Origin of the sequence: Streptacidiphilus sp. MAP12-33, from assembly GCF_041261265.1 — a bacterium.
Lineage (GTDB): Bacteria > Actinomycetota > Actinomycetes > Streptomycetales > Streptomycetaceae > Streptacidiphilus.
In genome coordinates this window covers 123,761-141,547 of record NZ_JBGCCA010000010.1, presented here as the reverse complement: position 1 = coordinate 141,547, position 17,787 = coordinate 123,761, and the positions used below count along the sequence as shown (strand labels likewise).

The following is a 17,787-nucleotide window of genomic DNA, read 5'->3' as shown; positions in this document are numbered from 1 at the left end:
CTGCCCACCGGGCGGCGTCAGCGCACAAAGTGACCGAAGAAGCACGTTCTGTCACCCTAATTGATTGGCTGCGACTGGTTTCGATCGGTGGTCGGGGTGGTCGGGAGCAGTCTGTTTTCTTGGTATTGTTGTGCACGTCAGCGCGGGTCACCGCGCAGGCCACCAGCGCGGGTGGCGGAATGGCAGACGCGCTAGCTTGAGGTGCTAGTGCCCTTCGGGGCGTGGGGGTTCAAGTCCCCCCTCGCGCACAGTATGAACGAGTTGGCCCCCTGGTCCCCGACCAGGGGGCCAACTCCGTCTCAAGCGGGTCAACCCGCTCTCGCCCAGGTGACCTTGCCGTCGTCGAGGTGGACCTGCACGCGTCTGGTGCTGATGTCGAGATCCATCGCCGCCTGGCAGGTGCCGTCCCGGCCGATGATGTCGAGCAGCTTCTGCCGGCCGACAGCCTGTGCAGGGGCCTGAGACTCGGTCAGCCCCAGGTAGTCGGTCGCCTGCGAGTCCTGGGAATCCGGTCGCGAGCAGGCCACGGTCGACGGCTCGTCCGTCGGGCCGTTGCCCGCGGAGCAGGACGTGAGCAGGCCGACGAGCACCGCGCACACGAGGACCCCGGCGGCGCGGTGCGGACGGTTGCGCGTCGACGTGGGCTTCACCCGGGCCTCTCGGGTCAGGCGGTGGCATCGAGGTGGATGTGCCGCCGTGATGCCGGGGTCAACCGTTCGGTTGACCCCGTGCGCGTCCGCGTCGCGGCGGAGGGGTGATCAGTCCTGCCAGACCGTCAGGACCGCACCGTCGATCTCGATGCGGCGGCTGCGGCTGATGTCGCCCCGGCGCAGGGCGTCGAGGCAGCGGCGGAAGAGCAGTATCTCCTCGTGGTCGAGGACGGCGGCGGCCATGTCGAGGACGCGGCCGAGGGCGTCCTCGGTCAGTTCGGAGGGTAGTTCCCCGGAGAGCAGCACCACGGATTCCCCGGTGCGGCCCCGGACCACCGCGGTGGTGGGGCTTCCTTGCACGACCAGCACGTGACCCCCCTGGCCTTGTTGCCATCGAGCGGCAGGAGGCCACCGGTGGTTCGGAGGCCCCTGTTGGCGATGAACCTAGCCGGGCGGACGGGGCCTCGCCCCTGGCAATCGCCGAATTCGCTCATTCCGGTCGAACCCGGACGTAGGCGGAACCGTTTCGGCCTGCCGGTCGTCAATATCCGACCTCAGTCCGAACCTTCACCCTCCGGGTGACGGCTCCGCTCGAGCAGGGACTCGACCAGGGCGGCGACATGGCGCCGGTTCTCCGGCGAGAGCTGCTGGACGCTCGCGATCAGCACGTCCACCTCGGGGTCCGGGGCCGCCTCGTAGAGGTGGATGCCGCACGCCTCGGCCGCCGCGCGGCGGATGGTGTCCAGGGGCAGCTCGAGTCCGCGGGACAGGCCCTCGAGGGTGGCGGGCTGCGGCATCCGCACCAGGCGCTCGGTGGTGGCCAGGTGGTGCACCGTGGACCGGGGGATCTCGCCACGGCGCGCCACGTCGCCGTAGGACCAGCCCTGCCGGTCCAGTCGCTCGCGCATGAGCGCCTGCAGCGCGTTGGACACATTGGACGCGCTGGACGCGTTGGACGCCGCGTTGGACACCCTGCTCCCTCCCTCGTGCTCCGCCCGAACCGGGCGGGCCGGCGGTCCTGCGGCCCCGATTCTAGGGCGATCACGCCTCTTTGAGCGCCTGCATGGCCGCCCACCTGCACATTTCTCTCTGTTACGAGTCTGTGACAGAGCGTTGCCATCGAAACCCTTGCGAGGGCGCTTCCGGGGCGACTAGTGTCCAATCTCGTTGGACAAGGCGTCCGATCGAGTTGGACGATCGGACGCCACCCGTCACCGCACCCTGAGGGGGAACCATGAGCATGGACATGCACGAGCTCGACGCCGAGTCCGGTGAGCTGCTGCCCGGCCGCGAGGCGCTGGGCCGTCTGAAGTTCAACTTCACCAAGACGGTCAACGTGACCAAGCACGTCGTCCACGTCAACGCGCACAACACGTCGACCGCGACGAACGTCGCCTCGAACGGCGCGACCGCCGCGTCCGACGCCTCGCAGTCGATCAGCATCCACCAGTAGTCCCCGCTCACCATCCACCACCCACCGCACGACGAGAACCAAGGAGATCACCATGAGCATGGACATGCACGAGCTCGACGCCGAGTCCGCCGAGCTGCTCCCGGGCCGCGAGGCGCTGGGCCGGCTGAAGTTCAACTTCACCAAGACGGTCAACGTGACCAAGCACGTCGCCACCGTCAACGCCCACAACCACTCCACCGCGCTGAACGTCGGCTCCCACGCGGCCACGGCGGAGTCCGAGGCCAGCCAGTCGATCGTCATCTCGCAGTAGTCGAGCGGCACCGCACCACCCAGCAGTTCACGCAGTAGTCCGCACCGCACCGCACCGCAGCACACACGACCGCGGCGCGGGTCGGCTCGGGGGAGGAGCCGGCCCGCGCCCACGGGGGAGGAAACACCCAGATGACAGTCACTGTGGAGACCGAGGTCGCGGTCGTCCCCGGTCCAGGTGGCTTCGCCACGTCCGTGCAGCCGCCGCGCCTGCCAGGTCCGGTGTTCCCCGTACCCCGGCTCTCGGCCGGGCTGCGGCTGCACGGCGAGTACCAGGGCTCGGGCTTCACCGAGCCGCGGTACATCGCGCGCCGTGGGGACGGTCAGGTGGTGCAGTTGTCCCGGCTGCTTCACCTGGTCGCCGGCGCGATCGACGGGGAGCGCGACACCGAGCGGATCTCGCACCGCGTCAGCGGCCTGTACGGACGCGAGGTCAGCGAGGAGAACGTCGCCTACCTGATCGACAACAAGCTCATCCCGCTGGGCGTCAGCGTCCCGTACGACCAGGAGCACGACGAGGTCGACGCGCCCCGCTCGGACCTGCTGCTCGCCCTCAAGGGTCACCGGGTGCTCTTCAACGAGCGCCGCGTGGCCCGCATCGGCCGTTCCCTGGCCTGGCTGCACCGGCCCGCCGTGGTCGCGGCCGTGCTGCTGGGAGCGGTCGCGATGGACGTGTGGCTGTTCGGCTACTACGGCGCCATGACGCCGGTGCTGCACGTGCTGGACCAGCCCGTGCTGCTGCTGGTGGTCTTCGCCCTCACCGTCGGCTCGCTGGTCTTCCACGAGTTCGGGCACGCCTCCGCCTGCCGCTACGGCGGCGCGAGACCCGGCTGCATCGGCTGCGGCCTGTTCCTGATCTGGCCCTCGATGTACACCGACGTCACCGACGTGTACCGGATCGGCCGGGCCGGCCGGATCCGCACCGACCTCGGCGGCGTCTACTTCAACGTCGTCTTCATGCTCGCCCTGACCGGCTGCTTCTTCCTCACCGGGCAGCCGTTCTTTCTCAGCGCCGTCTACCTCGGCCACTTCGAGGTGCTGGAACAGCTGATGCCCGCCGTCCGCCTCGACGGCTACTACATCCTCGGCGACCTGGCCGGCATCCCCGACCTCTACGGCAAGATCCGTCCGATCCTGCTCAGCATGGTCCCGGGCCGTCCCACCCCGCCCGAGGTCACCGACCTCAAGCGCTCCGCCCGCGTCATCGTCACCACCTGGGTCTGCACCATGGTGCCGCTGTTGCTGGGCGACCTCGGCTACGCGCTGTGGAACCTGCCCCGGATACTCGCCACCGGCATCCGCTCGCTGACCGAACAACTCTCCGGCACCGCGGACGCGTTCACGCACGGGCAGTTCGCCACCGGCGCCGTCGGCCTGCTCGGCTGCCTGATGCTGGTCTGCCCGCTGGCCGGCATGGCCTACCTCTCCGTGCGGCTGGCCGGCCGCCTGTTGCGCGCGGCCCGCCGCGCCACCGCCGGGCGGCCCCGGCTTCGGGCCGGGCTGTGCGCCGTTGGCCTGGTCGCGGCGGGCGGGCTGTGCTGCGCGTGGGTCGTCGGCCTGACGCCCAAGCCGCTGCCGCCGCAGCCACCGATCGTCCCGGTGCTGCAGCCCGGCGTGCCGACCGTCGTCCCGAGCGCGCCCCCCACCCACCGGCACCACCCGAGCGGCACCGGCGGCGGAGCCACGCCCAGCCCCGGCTCCAGCTCCGGGCACGCCCGCGGCGGCGGACTGCCGCTGCCCAGCGGCTCCGCCTCGCCGACGGCGCAGCCGTCCACCACCCCGACGTCCGCGCCGACCACCGCCCGTCCCACGACGGCCAAGCCCACCCCGACCGCGAAGCCCACCGGTTCCACCCCCACCGCACAGCCCACCACCGGTCCCACCACGACCGCCACCGCCGCCCCGTCCACCGCGGCACCCTCCACGTCCGCCACGGCGACTCCCCCGCCCACGACGGCCGCGACGGGCGCCACCCACTAGCACCCACTAGAGGGCCGGCGCTCCGGTAGATCCACCAACCCGCAGCCCGTTTTCAGCGAGGAGCACTCCCATGGAGCTCAACCAGCACCGCAAGACCCGGATCAGGGCCGGGGCTGCGCGCCGCGCCCTGCGCGTCGGCCTGCTCGCCACCGCCGGTCTCGGCGTCATCGGCGCCACCGCCGGCGCGGCCCAGGCCGCCGGCAGCGCCAACGAGGGCGTCGCCGTGGCCAACGACGGCGCCCACACCCTGGCCAACCGCGCTCACGAGACCCGCTTCCAGGACTCCTTCACGGTCCACCAGTACGGCGCGCTGTACGCCGCGAGCGCCCGCAACCAGGCGATGGCGGTCTCCGCCTACTGCTCGGCAGGCGACCCGTGCCGCTCGGTCGCGCTCTCCTTCCAGATCGTCACGATGGCGGGGACGAACATCCACCTCAACGCCGTCAACCTCAGCCGCGCCGAGAACATCCACTGCGACGGCTGCCAGACCCTCGCCGGGGCGTACCAGTTCGTGGTCTCCACGCCGCGCCCGTTCACCCTCAGTGCCGCCGCCGAGCGCCAACTCGCGGTGATCCACCGCAAGCTGGACGCACTCGGCAAGTCCACGGCGCCCATCTCGCAGATCAAGAGCCAGGTCGACGCGCTGGCCGCGCAGGTGACGGCCATCCTCAAGGCCGCCGCCGCGACCGCCCCCAAGGGCCCCGGCGTCGACGCGCTGGCCCAGATGGAGCCCGAGGTGAGGGTCCACCGGGTCTTCGACGAGCACTGACCCGCCGCGCGTCAGTCCTCTGGCTCCTCCGGCCGGTCGTCCACGTGGTCGTCCGGCCGGACGGCGATGTGGTCCGACTCCAGATCGACGGCGACCCGGTGCTCCATGCCCAGCGCCTTGAGGAACGAGGCCGGGAGCTGGACCCGGCCGGTCCGGTCGAGCATGACGTACTCGCGCTCGCTCACCGACTCCGTGCCGTCCTCCTCGACCACGGTGCGGCGCAGCACCTCGCTGCTGGTGCGGCCGTCGCGGACGGCGACCGTGCGCCGGACCTCCCCGGCCACCATCGGGTCGTGGGTGACGATGACGACGGTCGCGCCCAGCTCCCGGTTGACGGTGCGGAAGGCCTCGAAGATGCCGCCCGCCGTCTCGGAGTCCAGCTCGCCGGTCGGTTCGTCGGCCAGCAGCACGGCAGGCCGGTTGGCCATGGCCACCGCGATGGCGACCCGCTGCTGCTGGCCACCGGAGAGCTCGGCCGGACGGCGGTGCGCCAGGTCGCCGATGTCGAGGGCGTCCAGCAGCTCGTGCACGCGCGGCAGGTGGCGCTTCGCGCGGCGCCCGTGCGCGAGCTGCAGCGGCAGGGCGATGTTCTGCGCGGCGGTGAGGAACGGCAGCAGGTTGCGGGCGGTCTGCTGCCAGACGAAACCGACCACCTCGCGCCGGTAGCGCAGGCGCTCCTTCGCCGTCATGGTGAGCAGGTCGCGCCCGGCGACGGTGGCGCCGCCCGCGGAGGGCAGGTCGAGTCCGGCGAGGATGTTCAGCAGTGTGGACTTGCCGCTGCCGGACGCGCCGACCAGCGCGACCAGGTCACCCTGGTCGACGACCAGGTCCAGCCCCTGCAGGGCCTGCACCTCGATGCGTTCCGCCCGGAAGATGCGGACCAGGCGGTCGCAGGCGATCGCCGCACCCGCGCCGTAGTTGTCCGGCCGGGCCGCGGCCAGGGCCCGGTCGCGCAGTTCGTCCAGGGTCGGGGGCTGGGTGTTGCTCAACGGCCGTCTCCTGCTCTCAGTTCGATGGTGATCTGCCGCCTGCCGTGGACGGCCGCCTCCGCGAGGACGGCCAGGGCCGCCAGGCCCGCGACGATCAGCGACTGGGTGAGGATCGGTGGCGCGGTCAGCGCCAGGCCCGTCGGCACCGCCGTGCCGATCAGCGGGGACAGGTCGATGCTGGGCCCCAGCAGCAGGACCGCGGCGGCCGCGGCCAGCGCACCGCCGAGGGCCGCGGCCAGCGTCTGCGGCAGCGCCTCGGCCAGGATCAGCCGCAGCCCCTGACGCGGCCGCAGCCCCATCGTGCGCAGCCGTGCCAGCAGGGCCGCCCGGTCCTCGGCCGCCCGTACCAGCGCGAGCAGCACCGCCAGGATCGCGAAGCACCAGGTCGCGACGGTGCAGTCCCAGAACATCCGGGTGGCCGCGGCCTGCAGCGGATCGGCTGCGAGCGCCGCGGCGTGGGCGGCGCTGGTGTCCACCAGGTCGTCGGCCGGCGCGAGGGTCCGCACCCGGGCGCCGTCGATCGTGCCCAGTCCCAACCACCAGTTCGGGTGGCCGATCCGGGGCAGTCGCGCGGCCGCGGGTCCGGCCGGGACGACGACGAGCGAGTTGTTCGCGGCCACCGCCGGGCTGCCGTTCACCACCCCGGCCTCGGTCAGCGGCAGCGCGCTCAGGTCGTCCAGGGTCAGCCGGACGGCGCCCGCCGACCTGGCGAACTGCGCGAGATCCGGGCTGACCAGGGCCGGCAGGGGCGCGTCGGCCGCGGTCGGCGGGTCGGTGAGCGTCCCGGGGTCGAACGTTCCACTGCCGATGGACCGGGCCAGTTGCGCGTAGGACCGCGGATCCACCGCGAGGACGGTGACCTGCTTCGGATCCGCGTCGCCGGCCTGGAGGTAGACGTGGTCCTGCTCCCACAGCGCGGTGCCCAGACGCAGGCCCGGCAGCCCGTCCAGGGCCCGCAGCAGGGCGGGCGGGAGCGTCCCTCCGGGCGGGGCGACCACCGAGGCGTCGCCGCCGACCGCGAGCCTGGCAGCCGAGGTCCGGGAGTCGGCGACGGTCCGCAAGGTCGTGGCGCCGAAACCGGCCGTGGTCACCGCGAGCGTGAGTGCGAGGAGCGGCAGCACCGAGGCGCGGCGTCGTTCGCCGCTCCCACCGGCGGCCCGGGTCAGGCCCAGAAAGGCGACGGCTCCCCGGCCCCTGGCCGCGGCCCGGGCCAGGGCGCCGACGACCAGCGGCTGGGACCGCGCCAGCAGTACGGCGCCGACGGCGGCGATCAGCAGCGGGGCCGCGATCAGCAAGGGGTCGAGCCCGGCGACACCGCGTCGGCGCACCTCCAGCACCGCCCCCACGGCCGCCGCCAGCAGGGCGAGTTCGGCCACTGTCCGGCGCCCCCTCGGGCTCCGCGCGGGGCGCAGCGACAGCGCGTCGCGGGCCAGCACCCGCACCGGCACGGCGAGCAGGGCCACCAGCGCCGCGCCGAGCGCCGCCGTCACGGCCGCCGACCAGCGCGGGGTGGGCAGCAGGACGAGGGCGAGGACGGTGGCGAGCACCGCTGCGGGCGCCACCGTGCTGAGGGCCTCGCCCAGCAGGCGCGTCAGCAGGCCCCAGCGTGAGCCGCCCCGGGCCCGCAGCAGCAGGAGCTCCGACTCGCGTCTGCCGGCGGTCAGTCCGGCGGCCAGGGCGAGCACGACCGCGACGACCCCGGCCAGCCCGGCCGGGCCCACGGCGGTCAGCGGCCGGACCGCGGCCTGACGGGCGGTGAAGGAGTCGAAGAGGTCACCGAGCCCGGTGGTGACGCTCAGGTCGGCGCGTCCGGTGGCCTCGGCGGCAGCCGCCACGAGCGGGCCGCTCAGCCACGCGTCGAGCTGCGTGCGGCTGTCCGCGAGCCGGTCCGCGCGCAGCGTCCCGATGTCCATCGGCAGGAACCAGAAGTCGACGGGCAGCAGGTTGCCCCACGCCCCGACGGCGTCCAGCGCCTGCGGGGCGACCAGCGCGGAGGCCTGCCAGTAGCGGAGCGGGTCCGGTTGGCCGGGCGTGGTCCTCAGACAGGCCTGCGCGACGCAGGACAGGCCGGCCCAGTAGCGGTCCCCGGGGGCGTCGGCCGTGTAGAGGCCCACCACCCGGACCCGCAGGCTGAAGCCGCCCTGCGCGTCCGAGTCCAGCAGCTGGCCCAGGCGCACACCGAGAGTCCTGGCGGTGGAGCTCGCCAGGGCGATGGGTACGACGCCGGCGGTGACGCCGCCGCTCGGCCAGGCGCCGCTCACCAGCCGTACGTGGGCGTCGGCATGGGCCAGGTAGAGCAGGTCGAGCCGCGGGGGCAGGCCGTCGGGCCTGGCCAGGCCCCGACCGGTGAGCGTGCGCGGGTTCCGGGACCTTTCGCCGTACGCCGCGTTCGGGGCGTCGAGGGGGAGGTCGGGGGTGAGCTGTCCGCGCAGTACGGTGAAGGTCGAGTCCAGGTCCTGGGCGCGCCCGAGTCCGTCCTGCACCTCGGGCCTGGCGTAGGCCTGCAGTTGGGTCTGCGTCGGGTCGACGGCCAGCAGGGTCGCGCGCAGCGCCTGGTCGGCCGAGCGGTCGAGCGCCCGGGGCAGGGCCGCCGCCAGGAACACGGCGGCGAACGCGAGCACGGCGGCGAGCAGCGACGACAGTGGGGAGGTGCGCAGGCGGGTGCGGACCCACGGCGACCTGACGGGCGCGGTCACAGCTCCTCCAGGGGGCGGGTGCGGGTGGCCGCGCTGCGGCGCCCGCTCAGGAAGGCGGTGAGCACCGGCACCACCGTGATGGCTGCGACCAGTGCGGCGGTCTGCCCGAACGGCAGCGAGACCTGAACCGGTGGTACCGGCCGCTGCGCCGTCGGGGTCAGCACCACCAACGGGACGACCAGGCGCACGATCAGGGCACCGACGGCCAGCCCGACCGCCGTCCCGAGCGCGATCAGCACGGCCGGTTCGGCCGCTGCGGCGCGGGCCAGTGCCTTGCGCGAGCAGCCGAGGGCGTGCAGCACGGCGTGCTCCCTGGCCCGTTCGGAGGCCGCCGCGGCCGTCGCGGCCGCGAAGCCGATCGCGGCGAGGATCGCCGCCACCACCGCCAGCACCAGCAGGGTCACCTGCGGTCCTGCGCCCAGCGGGTCGTCGGTGAGCTGGGCGGTCGCCTCCTCGTGCAGCGCCAGGTTCTGCGTCCCCGGCGCGGACCGCAGCGCCGCGGCGGCCCTCGCGGGCCCTCGGTCCTGCGCCGAGGCGGCGGGCAGCCACCACTCCGTCGGCTCCGGCGGGAGCGTGCCGACCTGGGCCAACCGCCGGTCGAGGGAGGCGAGATCGACGACCAGGGCGGCGTCCGGAGCCGTGGGCACGGCCTGCGGCTCGCCGGTGATCCGCAGGGGCACGGTGGTGCCGCCGAAGGCGAACGGCACGACATCCCCGACCTTGGCGCCGACCGCGCTGAGGTAGCCGGGCGTCGCCAGGGCCGCCAACGGCGGTGCCTGGTCGCTGCTCTGGCCGTCCGTCGGCGCGGTGGTGGCACCCACCGGGGTGAGCGTCGCGTTCACCGGCTCGTCGGCGGTGCTGTACTGGGCCTGGACCAGCCCGGGGCCGGGCTGGAGCGCGAGCGGCGGGTACTTCGGTGGCTCGGGCAGGCCCGGGTCGACGGCGTTGTACGGCGACCAGGCGAACCCGGTCGGTACGGCGACGGCCGTGGCCGTACCGCTCCCGGTCGCGGCCACCGCGACACGGTTGAGAGCCAGTTCGCCCGAGACGGAGACGCCGGGGATCGGCGTGAGCTGGATCTGGATGCCGCTCAGCGTGAGCGGCCAGGCGATGGAACCCATCGGGGCACCCGCCAGCCCGCTCAGATCCGCGGTCAGGGTCGCGTCGCCCTGCAACGGCGGGTAAGACAGTGGCACCACGTGCACCGCGCCGAACCGGTCGCGCAGTTGCAGCAGCACCGCGGGTCCCGGCTGCTCGGCGGCGCTCACCGCGACCCCTCCGTAGGGCTGCGGGTCGTCCGTGAAGGTGGCCAGGTTCAGGTGCACCCGCACGTCGATCCGCGCCGGCCGGCCCGGCAGTGGAATGCCCGCCGACGCACCGTGCGGCACCGGTGCGGTGAGCGGCGCGAACAGGGCCTGCTCGCTCTGCCCGGACAGCAGATCGCTGCGGATCCGCAGGCGCGCCGACACCCCGGCGGCGTCGACGGCGAGCAGTTCGCCCTCGCCCCCGCCGGGCAGCGTCACCTGGGTGCGGGTGACCGGGAGGATCCGGTCCCCGTCCGGGAGCGCGCCGAACCGGCCACCCTGGCCGAGGGCGGGCAGGGTGGAACCCCAGATCCGCAGGCCGTCGGCGGTGGCGAAGGAGGCCTGGTCGGACTGCGAGAGGTTCCAGGAGGCGTGCTGACCGAGCGCCAGCACTCCGGTGGAGACGGCGAGGACGAGCAGCAGCGTCGGTCCGGTGGTCCGGCCGGGGCGCCGGGACAGCTGCCAGCCGACCAGGGCGGCCGGCAGGCCGCTGCCGCGTGCGGCGAGCAGACCGCCCAGGCGCGCCGCGTGGGGGAGCAGGCGCAGCACGACGACGGTCCCGGCGCACAGCACCAGGGTGGGCGCGGCCACCGCGACCGGGTCGATGCCGAGGCCGCTGCCGGCTCCGGTCCCGTGCTGGTCGAGCTCCTGGTAGGCGAGCACGGCCAGGGCGATCAGCGCCAGGTCGGCGCCGGACCGGGCGGCACCGCCCACCAGTGCCTGCCGCGCTCCGGCGCGCCGGAGCAGGCCCGAGGTCGCGCCGCGCAGCAGCGCCGGTGCCGCGGTGAGCACCACGCAGGCGGCCGCGCACACCCCGGCGACCAGCCAGGAGCGCCAGGTCAGCGAGGAGTCCACCCGCACCTGGGCCAGCGGGCCGTAGCTCCGGTTCAGCAGGCGCAGCAGTGGCGGCGTCAGCGGCGGGGCCAGCAGCGCGGCCGGGAGCGCCAGCAGCAGTGCCTGACCGGCCGTGAGCAGCCCGAGCCTGCGCCGGGTCGCGCCGCGTGCGGCCAGCAGCGCGTCCTCCGGGGCCTGTCGGGCGTTGACCAGCTGGACCACGAGCAGCAGCGCCACCACGGCCAGCAGCGCGAGCTGGAGCAGGCCGATCAGTTCGTCGGCCCAGGCCGACTGGGCTCCGGCCGACAGGTCCTCGAGCTCGGTCCCGAGGTCGGTCTGCACGGTGAGGGACGTGCCGCGCTGGAGGTCCGTGGAGGCCGTGTCGACGCGGGCGGCGAGGGTCTGCAGGTCGGTCGCTCCGGCCGTCGACAGGCCGGGGTCGAGCAGCCAGCTGCGTCCGTCCTCCGGCACGGCGCGGGTGGTGAACACGGTGTCGTCCACCAGCATCGGGCCGAAGTTGGCGAAGCCGTTGAGCTCCATCTCGCGTCCGCCGAACGGATCGAGCCCCCAGTAGGGCGCCGCGGAGTCGACGGCACGGTAGACGCCGGTGACGGTCACCGTGAGCGGGGCGCCGCCGTAGCGGTCGGCCAGCCGGACCCGGGCGGGCAGGGCCTTCACGTCCAGGCGCAGCCGGGTCGCCTCGGCACGGGGCACGGCCACCTCGATCACCGCGCCGGGCCCGGACACGGGCTTCGGCAGGCGGCCGTCGAGCAGCTTGACCCGGTCGGGCGCGAGCGCGGCCAGCCGGGTCAGGTCCGCGTCGCTGCCGGCCGAGCTGGGCGCCCCCGGCAGTCCGTACGAGCGGCTGCGGGCGACGGTCTCGACGCTCACCGGGAAGCGTCCGAAGAGGGTGTGTGCGAAGGCGGCGACGGCCGCGTCCTCACCGGCCCGCTGGCCGATCCCCTGGTCGCCGGAGACCAGGACGGTGGTGCGGTCGTGTCCGGGACCCGCGAGCGCGCGGCGCACCGCCGCGTCGCCGACGGACCTGCCGAAGGCCTGGAGCGAGGTCAGCACCGTGGTGGTGATCAGCACCGTCAGCAGCATGGCGACCGTGAGCGGCAACCGCCCGCGGAGCCGGCGCCCCACGAAGCCCAGCATCGCACTCCTCCCCGTCGTGCCGGCACGCCTCCGTTCGGCGCCCCCGTGCGGCACAGCCGGTGATCCTGACAGAGTGGGGTCCGTACACGGAAGAGGGGGCTTGCGCGGGACGGCCAACCGATGCGCAAATGTGAGCACTCACAGGGGTGGCAGGGGAGGGAGCCCGGATGACAGGGCAGGCGGCCGTGGTGGTGGAGGATCTGCACCGCAGCTTCGGCGGCGGGGCACAGGCGGTGCACGCGTTGCGGGGTGTCTCGTTCGTCGCTGCGAAGGGGGAACTGACCGCGCTCAAGGGCCGGTCCGGCTCCGGCAAGACCACGCTGCTGAACCTCGTCGGCGGGCTGGACGTGCCGACCTCGGGTCGCGTGGAGCTGGACGGTACGGACCTGGCGGCTCTCGACGAGGAGGGCCGGCTCGCCCTGCGCCGCGACCGGATCGGCTTCGTCTTCCAGTCCTTCGGGCTGATCCCGGTGCTGTCGGCGGCCGAGAACGTGGGCGTGCCGATGCGGCTGCGCCGGATGCCGGCCAAGGAGCGTGAGGAACGCGCCAGGATGCTGCTGGCGATGGTGGGGCTGGCCGACCATGTCGACCAGCGTCCCGGCGAGCTCTCCGGTGGCCAGCAGCAGCGCGTGGCCATCGCGCGGGCGCTGGCCAACGAGCCGAGCCTGATCATCGCCGACGAGCCGACCGGTCAGCTGGACTCGGAGACCGGTCGGCAGGTGATGGAGCTGCTGCGCGCCGTCGTGCGCAGCGAGGGCGTCACCGTCCTGGTCGCCACCCACGACCCGAACCTGATGGAACTGGCGGACCGGGTCCTGGAGTTGAGCGACGGCCGGCTGGTGGCGGAGACGGCAGCCGTCCGGGCGGGGTGAGCGGGCCGCCGCGGCGTGTGCGGCGTGCGGTTCTCCCGGGCCTCTGCTCGCCCGCGCGGCGCACGCGGGAGACCTGGGCGCTGGTCGCCGCGGCGCTCCCGCCGGGCGAGCGGCTCACAGTGTGGCGAGATACGCCGCCGTCGCCTCCGGGGTGCCGAGCCAGCGGGAGAAGTCGGCCGGGTCGGCGTACGTCTGCGCCAGCCGCGTCGCCACCCGCGGGTCCGCGGCGGCCTGGGCGAAGGCCAGTTGGACGTGGTCGGGCAGCGGGCCGAGCATGGTCGTGGTGAAGTCCACCGTGTGGCGCCCCACCTGGTCCCAGTACCCGGCGAACAGCGCCCGCATCCACGGCTCGTCGAAGGGCCGGTCACCGTGCTCGCGCACCGCGGCCGCGTACTGGGCGGCGCAGCGCGCGGCGTTGTTGGCGCCCTGGGCGGTGATCGGGTCGTTGGTCACCAGGGTGTCGGACATGCCGAGCACCGGCCGGGCCTCGGCGCCGCCCGGCCGCGCGACCGGGTGCCGCACCACCGGCGTCACCGCCCCGGCCAGTGACCCGCCCGCGTCGGTCGGCTCGGCGTCGGCCAGCGCCTGGTACTCCCACGGCACATGGAGCCGGACCAGCTCCCGGGTGCGGGCCAGCGTCTCCGCCGGTCCGGGGTCGTCGCCGAAGACGTCCAGCGGTCCGCCCGGCACCGCCTCCCAGAGCAGGATCAGGCACGGGCCGGACAGGGTCAGACCCGGCTGGAGCACGAGCTCGCCGGCCCCGGCCACGACGTGGATGCGCGCCGGGTCACCCGCGGTGTCGGCCAGGTCCTCCGGCGTGCCGACGCCGTGCAGGTAGACGCAGGCGAGGCGCCGCTGCGGCTCCTCGAAGCGGCTGCGCGCCGCGTCTTTGGCGAACACGGAGGCGAGCGGGCCCCGTCCGGCGGCGACCAGGGTCAGCTCGTTGCCCGCGGCGAGGGCGGCGAGGTCCTCCGGCGCGGCCGGCCGGTACTCGACGCGGCCGCCGCGCTCCTCGAAGAGTTCCAGCCAGGCGGCGGTCTTCAGGCGCTGGTCCACCGACTGGGCGGGAGCGGCGACCGCGGCGTCGAAGGACAGCATCGGCTTGCCCTCGGCCCCGACCACGACGTGCAGCCCCCGCGTGTCCGGCGCCTGACCGTCCCACAGGGCCAGCCCGGCGGCGCGCTCGAGCGCCCGCGCGGGACCGAACATCGCCTGCGTCGACAGCACCCGGCCCGCCCGGACCTGCTCCGGCGTCCGCTCGGCGACGACGGTCACCCGCTGCCCCGCCGCCTGTAGCTCCAACGCCAGCTGCAGACCGGCCTGCCCGGCTCCGACGATCGCGACGTCCCGCATGAATGGCCCCCTCTGATCGAACGTCAGGCTCTCATCCTCACGCGGTCGATGCCCGCCCGACAAGGTCGCGTCCGGCGGCCCCGCGCGACGTCCTCGGCCCGGTGTCCCGGACCGACCGCCGCGCGGTGGTGGGCGTCGCGCTGCTGGCGCTGGTGCCGTACGGGCTGATGCTCGTCGTGCACGACCCGGAGGTCATGGCGGTGCTCGCCGCGTTCGTCCGGGTGTTGCCGATCGTCGCGGAGGTGGCCATGACCCGTCGCGCGGGCACCGGCGTGCCGGCGCTCGGTCTGGCCTCGGTCGGCGGGTTGCTGTCGTTCGGCATCCCGATGCCGGTCGTGTCCTTCTCGCCCTGGTCGGTCGTCGCGGGCGGCGCGGTGCTGTCGGCGCTGTGGGCGGTCCGGCGCGGCTGGGGCCGGCGGACGGCGGAACGCCGCGCGGTGGGCTCCTGGCGGGCCGCACCCCCGGTCGCACAGGTGGCGACGCGGGGCCTCTGGTCGAGACGACCGGTGGCCCCGCAGTCTGTCGTCAACCATAGTTGACAGGCATCCGGTGTCAACCTACATTGACAGACATGAGCGAGACGAGAACGCTCGCGGACGCCGCGAGCAGCCGCGATCCCGCGGTGGGGCTGAAGGCCGTGCGCGCCCTGCGCGAGCTGGCCGAACGACTGGAGGACCTGCAGGTCGGCAACGCCCGGGCGCAGGGATGGACCTGGCAGATGATCGCCGACTGCCTCGGCGTCAGCCGCCAGGCGGTCCACAAGAAGCACGGCGGCGGCAGCCGATTCGGCCGCAGGAAGGAAGACTGAGATGTTCGAGCGGTTCACCGCCGACTGCCGGCGCACCGTGGTCCTCGCCCAGGAGGAGGCACGGATGCTCTTCAGCCGGACGACCGGCTCCGAGCACCTGCTGCTGGGTCTGCTCGGGCTCCCCGGCGGCACCGTCGCCACCGTGCTCGCGCAGGGCGGGCTCGACCTGACGGCCGCCCGCGCCGCCGTCGGATCCCCTCACAGCCCGCAGGCCGCCGAGTTGGACGCCGAGGCCCTGGACACCATCGGCATCGACCTCGACGCGGTGCGGGAGAAGGTGGAGACGGTCTTCGGGGCCGGCGCCCTCTCCGGCGCCGCCGGAGCGGCCGACCGGCGCCGTCAGGGTGCCCGCGTCAGCGGGGGGCACCTGCCCTTCACCGCCGACGCCAAGAAGGTCCTGGAGCTCTCGCTGCGCGAGGCCCTCGCGGCCAGGAGCCGCGAGATCCGCCCGGAGCACCTCTTCCTCGGCCTGCTGCGCACCGAGACGAGCCCCGCGGCCGTGCTGTTGCGGGCACAGGGTTTCGACCTCGACGACCTGCGTGCCCAGGTCCTCGCCGCGCTCGCCTGACGGCGATCGGGGCGGCTGATCCGGCCGCGGGCCGGGCACGTCCACCACGCCTGTGGGCCCGCGCCCGTGCCGGACCTTCCCGTCGGCGTCCGGCGTCGACGCCGCCCCGCAGCGCGGGCACGCCCGCACCGTGGCCGTGCCGTCCTCCCCGTTCGCGTGCCCGTCCGGGCATCCGCGACGCGCCGCCTCCCCACCTCCCACCGAGGCACCCGCCTATGCTGGCCGCACGACGGGCGGCAGACGGCGCCCGGGAGGACGGAGGCGGCAGCGCGTGGACCAGGGACCGACGCGGGCGGACGCGGCTGGCGGCGCGGACGGCCCGGAGGAGATCCGGATCCTCGCCGCGACGGCGATCCTCGGCTACGGCTTCCCCGACGCCTCCTTCGCGGCGGGCCTCGCCCGGCGCCCGCACGTCATCGCGGCCGACGCCGGATCCACCGACCCCGGGCCCTACTACCTGGGCGCCGGTGAGTCGTTCACCGACCGCACCGCTGTCCGGCGCGACCTGGAACGGATGCTGACGGCGGCCCGGAGCCTCGGCATCCCCGTGGTCGTCGGCTCCGCCGGCGGCGCCGGAGCCGCGCCGCACCTGGCGTGGCTGCGGGAGATCGCCGACGAGATCGCCGCCGAGCGGGGACTGCGGCTGCGCACCGCCGTCATCGCGTCCGACGTGGAGCAGGACGCCGTCCTGGACGCCCTGCGCGCGGAGCGGATCGGCGCCGTGCCGTTCGGCCCGGAGCTGACCGAGGACGACGTGCGCGCCAGTACCCACATCGTGGCCCAGCTGGGCGCCGAGCCCCTGGTCGAGGCGCTGCGCGACGGCGCCGACCTGGTGCTGGCCGGACGCGCCTACGATCCCGCCGTCTTCGCCGCGCTGCCGCTGCTGCACGGCTTCGACGAGGGCCTCGCCCTGCACCTCGGCAAGATCCTCGAATGCGCCGCGATCGCCGCCGTGCCCGGCAGCGGCAGCGACTGCATGCTCGGCACCCTGCGCCGCGACCACTTCGTGGTCGAGCCGCTCTCGCCGGACCGCCGCTGCACCCCCACCTCGGTCGCCGCGCACACCCTCTACGAGAAGAGCGACCCCTGCCACCTGCCCGGCCCCGGCGGCCATCTCGACCTGACCGACTGCGCGTTCAGCCCCGAGGGCGAGCGCGGCGTCCGGGTGACCGGCTCCCGTCACGTGCCGGCCCCCTACACGCTCAAACTCGAGGGCGCCCGGCTGCGCGGCTTCCGCACCGTCTCCCTGGCCGGCGCGCGCGACCCGGTCTTCATCCGCGAGCTTGAGACCGTCGTCGCGGGCGTGCGGGAGCGCGTCGCGGACAACTTCCCCGACCTGAAGCCGGAGGAGTACCAGCTGCTGGTGCGTGTCTACGGCCGCGACGGCTGCATGGGCGCGCTGGAGCCGCACCCGGTCGTCGGTGGGCACGAGGTCGGCCTGGTGATCGAGGCCGTCGCCCGGACCCAGGCGCTGGCCGACACGCTGTGCGCCTTCGCCCGCTCCACGATGCTCCACTTCGGCTACCCGGGCCGGCTGTCGACGGCGGGCAACCTGGCCTTCCCGTACTCGCCCTCCGACTTCCACGCGGGCGCGGTGTACGAGTGGAGCATCTACCACCTGCTGCGGGTCGACGACGTCGCCGACCTGGCCCGCGCCTTCCCCGTCCACTGGACCGACCTGCCCGAGGGGGCGCCGTGACCTTGGAGCCGACCCGGACCGCGCCCCTCTCGGAGCTGGCCGACGTGGTCCGCAGCAAGAACGCGGGGCCGTTCGAGCTCACCCTCGACATCATCCTCACCACGCGCGCGCAGTACGAACTGGTCAAGCGGGAGCGCCTGATCGACCGCCAGGTCGTGGCGGACCTGTACGGCCTGCCGGTCGCGGACGTGGGCGAGCCGATCCACTACGACCCGGCCCGCGCGGTGAAGATCAACCTCCGGCGCCCGCTGCCCTCGGGCGCGGTCGGCGAGAGCGACGTCTACGGCGCCCAGCAGCACGGACCCCTGCTGGCGCTGCGCCTGCCCGTCGCGGAGCTCCCGGGGTTCCCGGAGCCGACGACGTAGGGTGGGTGCTCCGACCGCG

17 protein-coding genes and 1 tRNA gene are annotated in these 17,787 nt (G+C 74.3%); 11 read left to right on the top strand and 7 right to left on the bottom strand.

From position 1 onward, the window contains the following. The first annotated feature begins 165 nt into the window (after positions 1–165). Positions 166–248, top strand: a tRNA-Leu gene (locus ABH931_RS12745). A 60-nt stretch (positions 249–308) separates the two neighbouring features. Here ABH931_RS12745 and ABH931_RS12740 read toward each other — a convergent pair. From ABH931_RS12740 to ABH931_RS12730, 3 genes are all read right to left on the bottom strand, one after another. After that, positions 309–650 carry a hypothetical protein gene (locus ABH931_RS12740; RefSeq protein WP_370112507.1) on the bottom strand — a complete coding sequence of 114 codons (342 nt, stop codon included), beginning with the start codon at positions 648–650 and terminating at the stop codon, positions 309–311. A gap of 108 nt (positions 651–758) precedes the next feature. Beyond that, entirely contained in the window at positions 759–1,019 is a 261-nt protein-coding gene (locus ABH931_RS12735; RefSeq protein WP_370112506.1) for a hypothetical protein, read from the bottom strand. Positions 1,020–1,204: 185 nt separating this feature from the next. Further along, positions 1,205–1,621 carry a helix-turn-helix domain-containing protein gene (locus ABH931_RS12730; protein WP_370112505.1) on the bottom strand — a complete coding sequence of 139 codons (417 nt, stop codon included), beginning with the start codon at positions 1,619–1,621 and terminating at the stop codon, positions 1,205–1,207. 263 nt (positions 1,622–1,884) lie between these two features. On the opposite strand from ABH931_RS12730, the gene ABH931_RS12725 reads away from it, so the two are divergent. The 4 genes from ABH931_RS12725 (at position 1,885) to ABH931_RS12710 (ending at position 5,122) form a co-directional block, all read left to right on the top strand. Then, positions 1,885–2,103, top strand: a complete 219-nt coding sequence (locus tag ABH931_RS12725; protein WP_370112504.1) for a hypothetical protein — start codon at positions 1,885–1,887, stop codon at positions 2,101–2,103. Between the two features lie 52 nt (positions 2,104–2,155). Continuing rightward, complete coding sequence (locus ABH931_RS12720; protein WP_370112503.1) at positions 2,156–2,374, top strand: hypothetical protein; 219 nt, start codon at positions 2,156–2,158, stop codon at positions 2,372–2,374. A 131-nt stretch (positions 2,375–2,505) separates the two neighbouring features. Next, complete coding sequence (locus ABH931_RS12715; protein ID WP_370112502.1) at positions 2,506–4,353, top strand: hypothetical protein; 1,848 nt, start codon at positions 2,506–2,508, stop codon at positions 4,351–4,353. Positions 4,354–4,423: 70 nt separating this feature from the next. Continuing rightward, the gene (locus ABH931_RS12710) at positions 4,424–5,122 is read left to right on the top strand and encodes a hypothetical protein (RefSeq protein ID WP_370112501.1); all 699 of its coding nucleotides are present in this window, start codon (positions 4,424–4,426) and stop codon (positions 5,120–5,122) included. Positions 5,123–5,133: 11 nt separating this feature from the next. Here ABH931_RS12710 and ABH931_RS12705 read toward each other — a convergent pair whose 3' ends face one another. Genes ABH931_RS12705 through ABH931_RS12695 form a run of 3 tightly spaced genes read right to left on the bottom strand, consistent with a single transcriptional unit; the run spans position 5,134 to position 12,103 of the window. Next, positions 5,134–6,111 carry an ABC transporter ATP-binding protein gene (locus ABH931_RS12705; protein WP_370112500.1) on the bottom strand — a complete coding sequence of 326 codons (978 nt, stop codon included), beginning with the start codon at positions 6,109–6,111 and terminating at the stop codon, positions 5,134–5,136. Continuing rightward, positions 6,108–8,807: a hypothetical protein gene (locus ABH931_RS12700; RefSeq protein WP_370112499.1), complete on the bottom strand. Its 2,700-nt coding sequence runs from the start codon at positions 8,805–8,807 to the stop codon at positions 6,108–6,110. The genes ABH931_RS12705 and ABH931_RS12700 overlap by 4 nt, the downstream gene beginning before the upstream one ends. Then, the gene (locus tag ABH931_RS12695; RefSeq protein ID WP_370112498.1) at positions 8,804–12,103 is read right to left on the bottom strand and encodes an FtsX-like permease family protein; all 3,300 of its coding nucleotides are present in this window, start codon (positions 12,101–12,103) and stop codon (positions 8,804–8,806) included. The genes ABH931_RS12700 and ABH931_RS12695 overlap by 4 nt, the downstream gene beginning before the upstream one ends. A 167-nt stretch (positions 12,104–12,270) precedes the next feature. Between ABH931_RS12695 and ABH931_RS12690 the strand changes: the two genes are divergently transcribed. Then, the gene (locus ABH931_RS12690) at positions 12,271–12,975 is read left to right on the top strand and encodes an ABC transporter ATP-binding protein (RefSeq protein WP_370112497.1); all 705 of its coding nucleotides are present in this window, start codon (positions 12,271–12,273) and stop codon (positions 12,973–12,975) included. 114 nt (positions 12,976–13,089) lie between these two features. On the opposite strand, the gene ABH931_RS12685 is transcribed toward ABH931_RS12690, so the two are convergent. Next, a complete protein-coding gene (locus ABH931_RS12685) occupies positions 13,090–14,328 on the bottom strand; it encodes a styrene monooxygenase/indole monooxygenase family protein (protein ID WP_370112496.1) in 1,239 nt (412 codons plus the stop codon). A gap of 101 nt (positions 14,329–14,429) precedes the next feature. Between ABH931_RS12685 and ABH931_RS12680 the strand changes: the two genes are divergently transcribed. The 5 genes from ABH931_RS12680 to ABH931_RS12660 all read left to right on the top strand — a co-directional run bounded on the left by ABH931_RS12680 (position 14,430) and on the right by ABH931_RS12660 (position 17,768). Beyond that, on the top strand, positions 14,430–14,867 hold the full coding sequence (locus tag ABH931_RS12680; RefSeq protein ID WP_370112495.1) for a hypothetical protein: 438 nt from the start codon (positions 14,430–14,432) through the stop codon (positions 14,865–14,867). 32 nt (positions 14,868–14,899) lie between these two features. After that, positions 14,900–15,136 (top strand): hypothetical protein, encoded by a 237-nt coding sequence (locus ABH931_RS12675; RefSeq protein ID WP_042451548.1) that lies wholly within the window; start codon positions 14,900–14,902, stop codon positions 15,134–15,136. 1 nt (position 15,137) lies between these two features. Then, positions 15,138–15,704, top strand: a complete 567-nt coding sequence (locus tag ABH931_RS12670) for a Clp protease N-terminal domain-containing protein (protein ID WP_370112494.1) — start codon at positions 15,138–15,140, stop codon at positions 15,702–15,704. A gap of 271 nt (positions 15,705–15,975) precedes the next feature. Continuing rightward, positions 15,976–17,403: an acyclic terpene utilization AtuA family protein gene (locus ABH931_RS12665; protein WP_370112493.1), complete on the top strand. Its 1,428-nt coding sequence runs from the start codon at positions 15,976–15,978 to the stop codon at positions 17,401–17,403. Further along, positions 17,400–17,768 carry a DUF4387 domain-containing protein gene (locus ABH931_RS12660; RefSeq protein WP_370112492.1) on the top strand — a complete coding sequence of 123 codons (369 nt, stop codon included), beginning with the start codon at positions 17,400–17,402 and terminating at the stop codon, positions 17,766–17,768. The genes ABH931_RS12665 and ABH931_RS12660 overlap by 4 nt, the downstream gene beginning before the upstream one ends. Positions 17,769–17,787: the final 19 nt, after the last annotated feature.

Excerpts from the sequence above, each read along its gene's own strand:
- ABH931_RS12725 (WP_370112504.1), top strand. The coding sequence starts at position 1,885 with ATGAGCATGGACATGCACGAGCTCGACGCCGAGTCCGGTGAGCTGCTG.
- ABH931_RS12720 (WP_370112503.1), top strand. The coding sequence starts at position 2,156 with ATGAGCATGGACATGCACGAGCTCGACGCCGAGTCCGCCGAGCTGCTC.
- ABH931_RS12715 (WP_370112502.1), top strand. The coding sequence starts at position 2,506 with ATGACAGTCACTGTGGAGACCGAGGTCGCGGTCGTCCCCGGTCCAGGT.
- ABH931_RS12710 (WP_370112501.1), top strand. The coding sequence starts at position 4,424 with ATGGAGCTCAACCAGCACCGCAAGACCCGGATCAGGGCCGGGGCTGCG.
- ABH931_RS12695 (WP_370112498.1), bottom strand. The coding sequence starts at position 12,103 with ATGCTGGGCTTCGTGGGGCGCCGGCTCCGCGGGCGGTTGCCGCTCACG.
- ABH931_RS12690 (WP_370112497.1), top strand. The coding sequence starts at position 12,271 with ATGACAGGGCAGGCGGCCGTGGTGGTGGAGGATCTGCACCGCAGCTTC.
- ABH931_RS12685 (WP_370112496.1), bottom strand. The coding sequence starts at position 14,328 with ATGCGGGACGTCGCGATCGTCGGAGCCGGGCAGGCCGGTCTGCAGCTG.
- ABH931_RS12675 (WP_042451548.1), top strand. The coding sequence starts at position 14,900 with ATGAGCGAGACGAGAACGCTCGCGGACGCCGCGAGCAGCCGCGATCCC.
- ABH931_RS12670 (WP_370112494.1), top strand. The coding sequence starts at position 15,138 with ATGTTCGAGCGGTTCACCGCCGACTGCCGGCGCACCGTGGTCCTCGCC.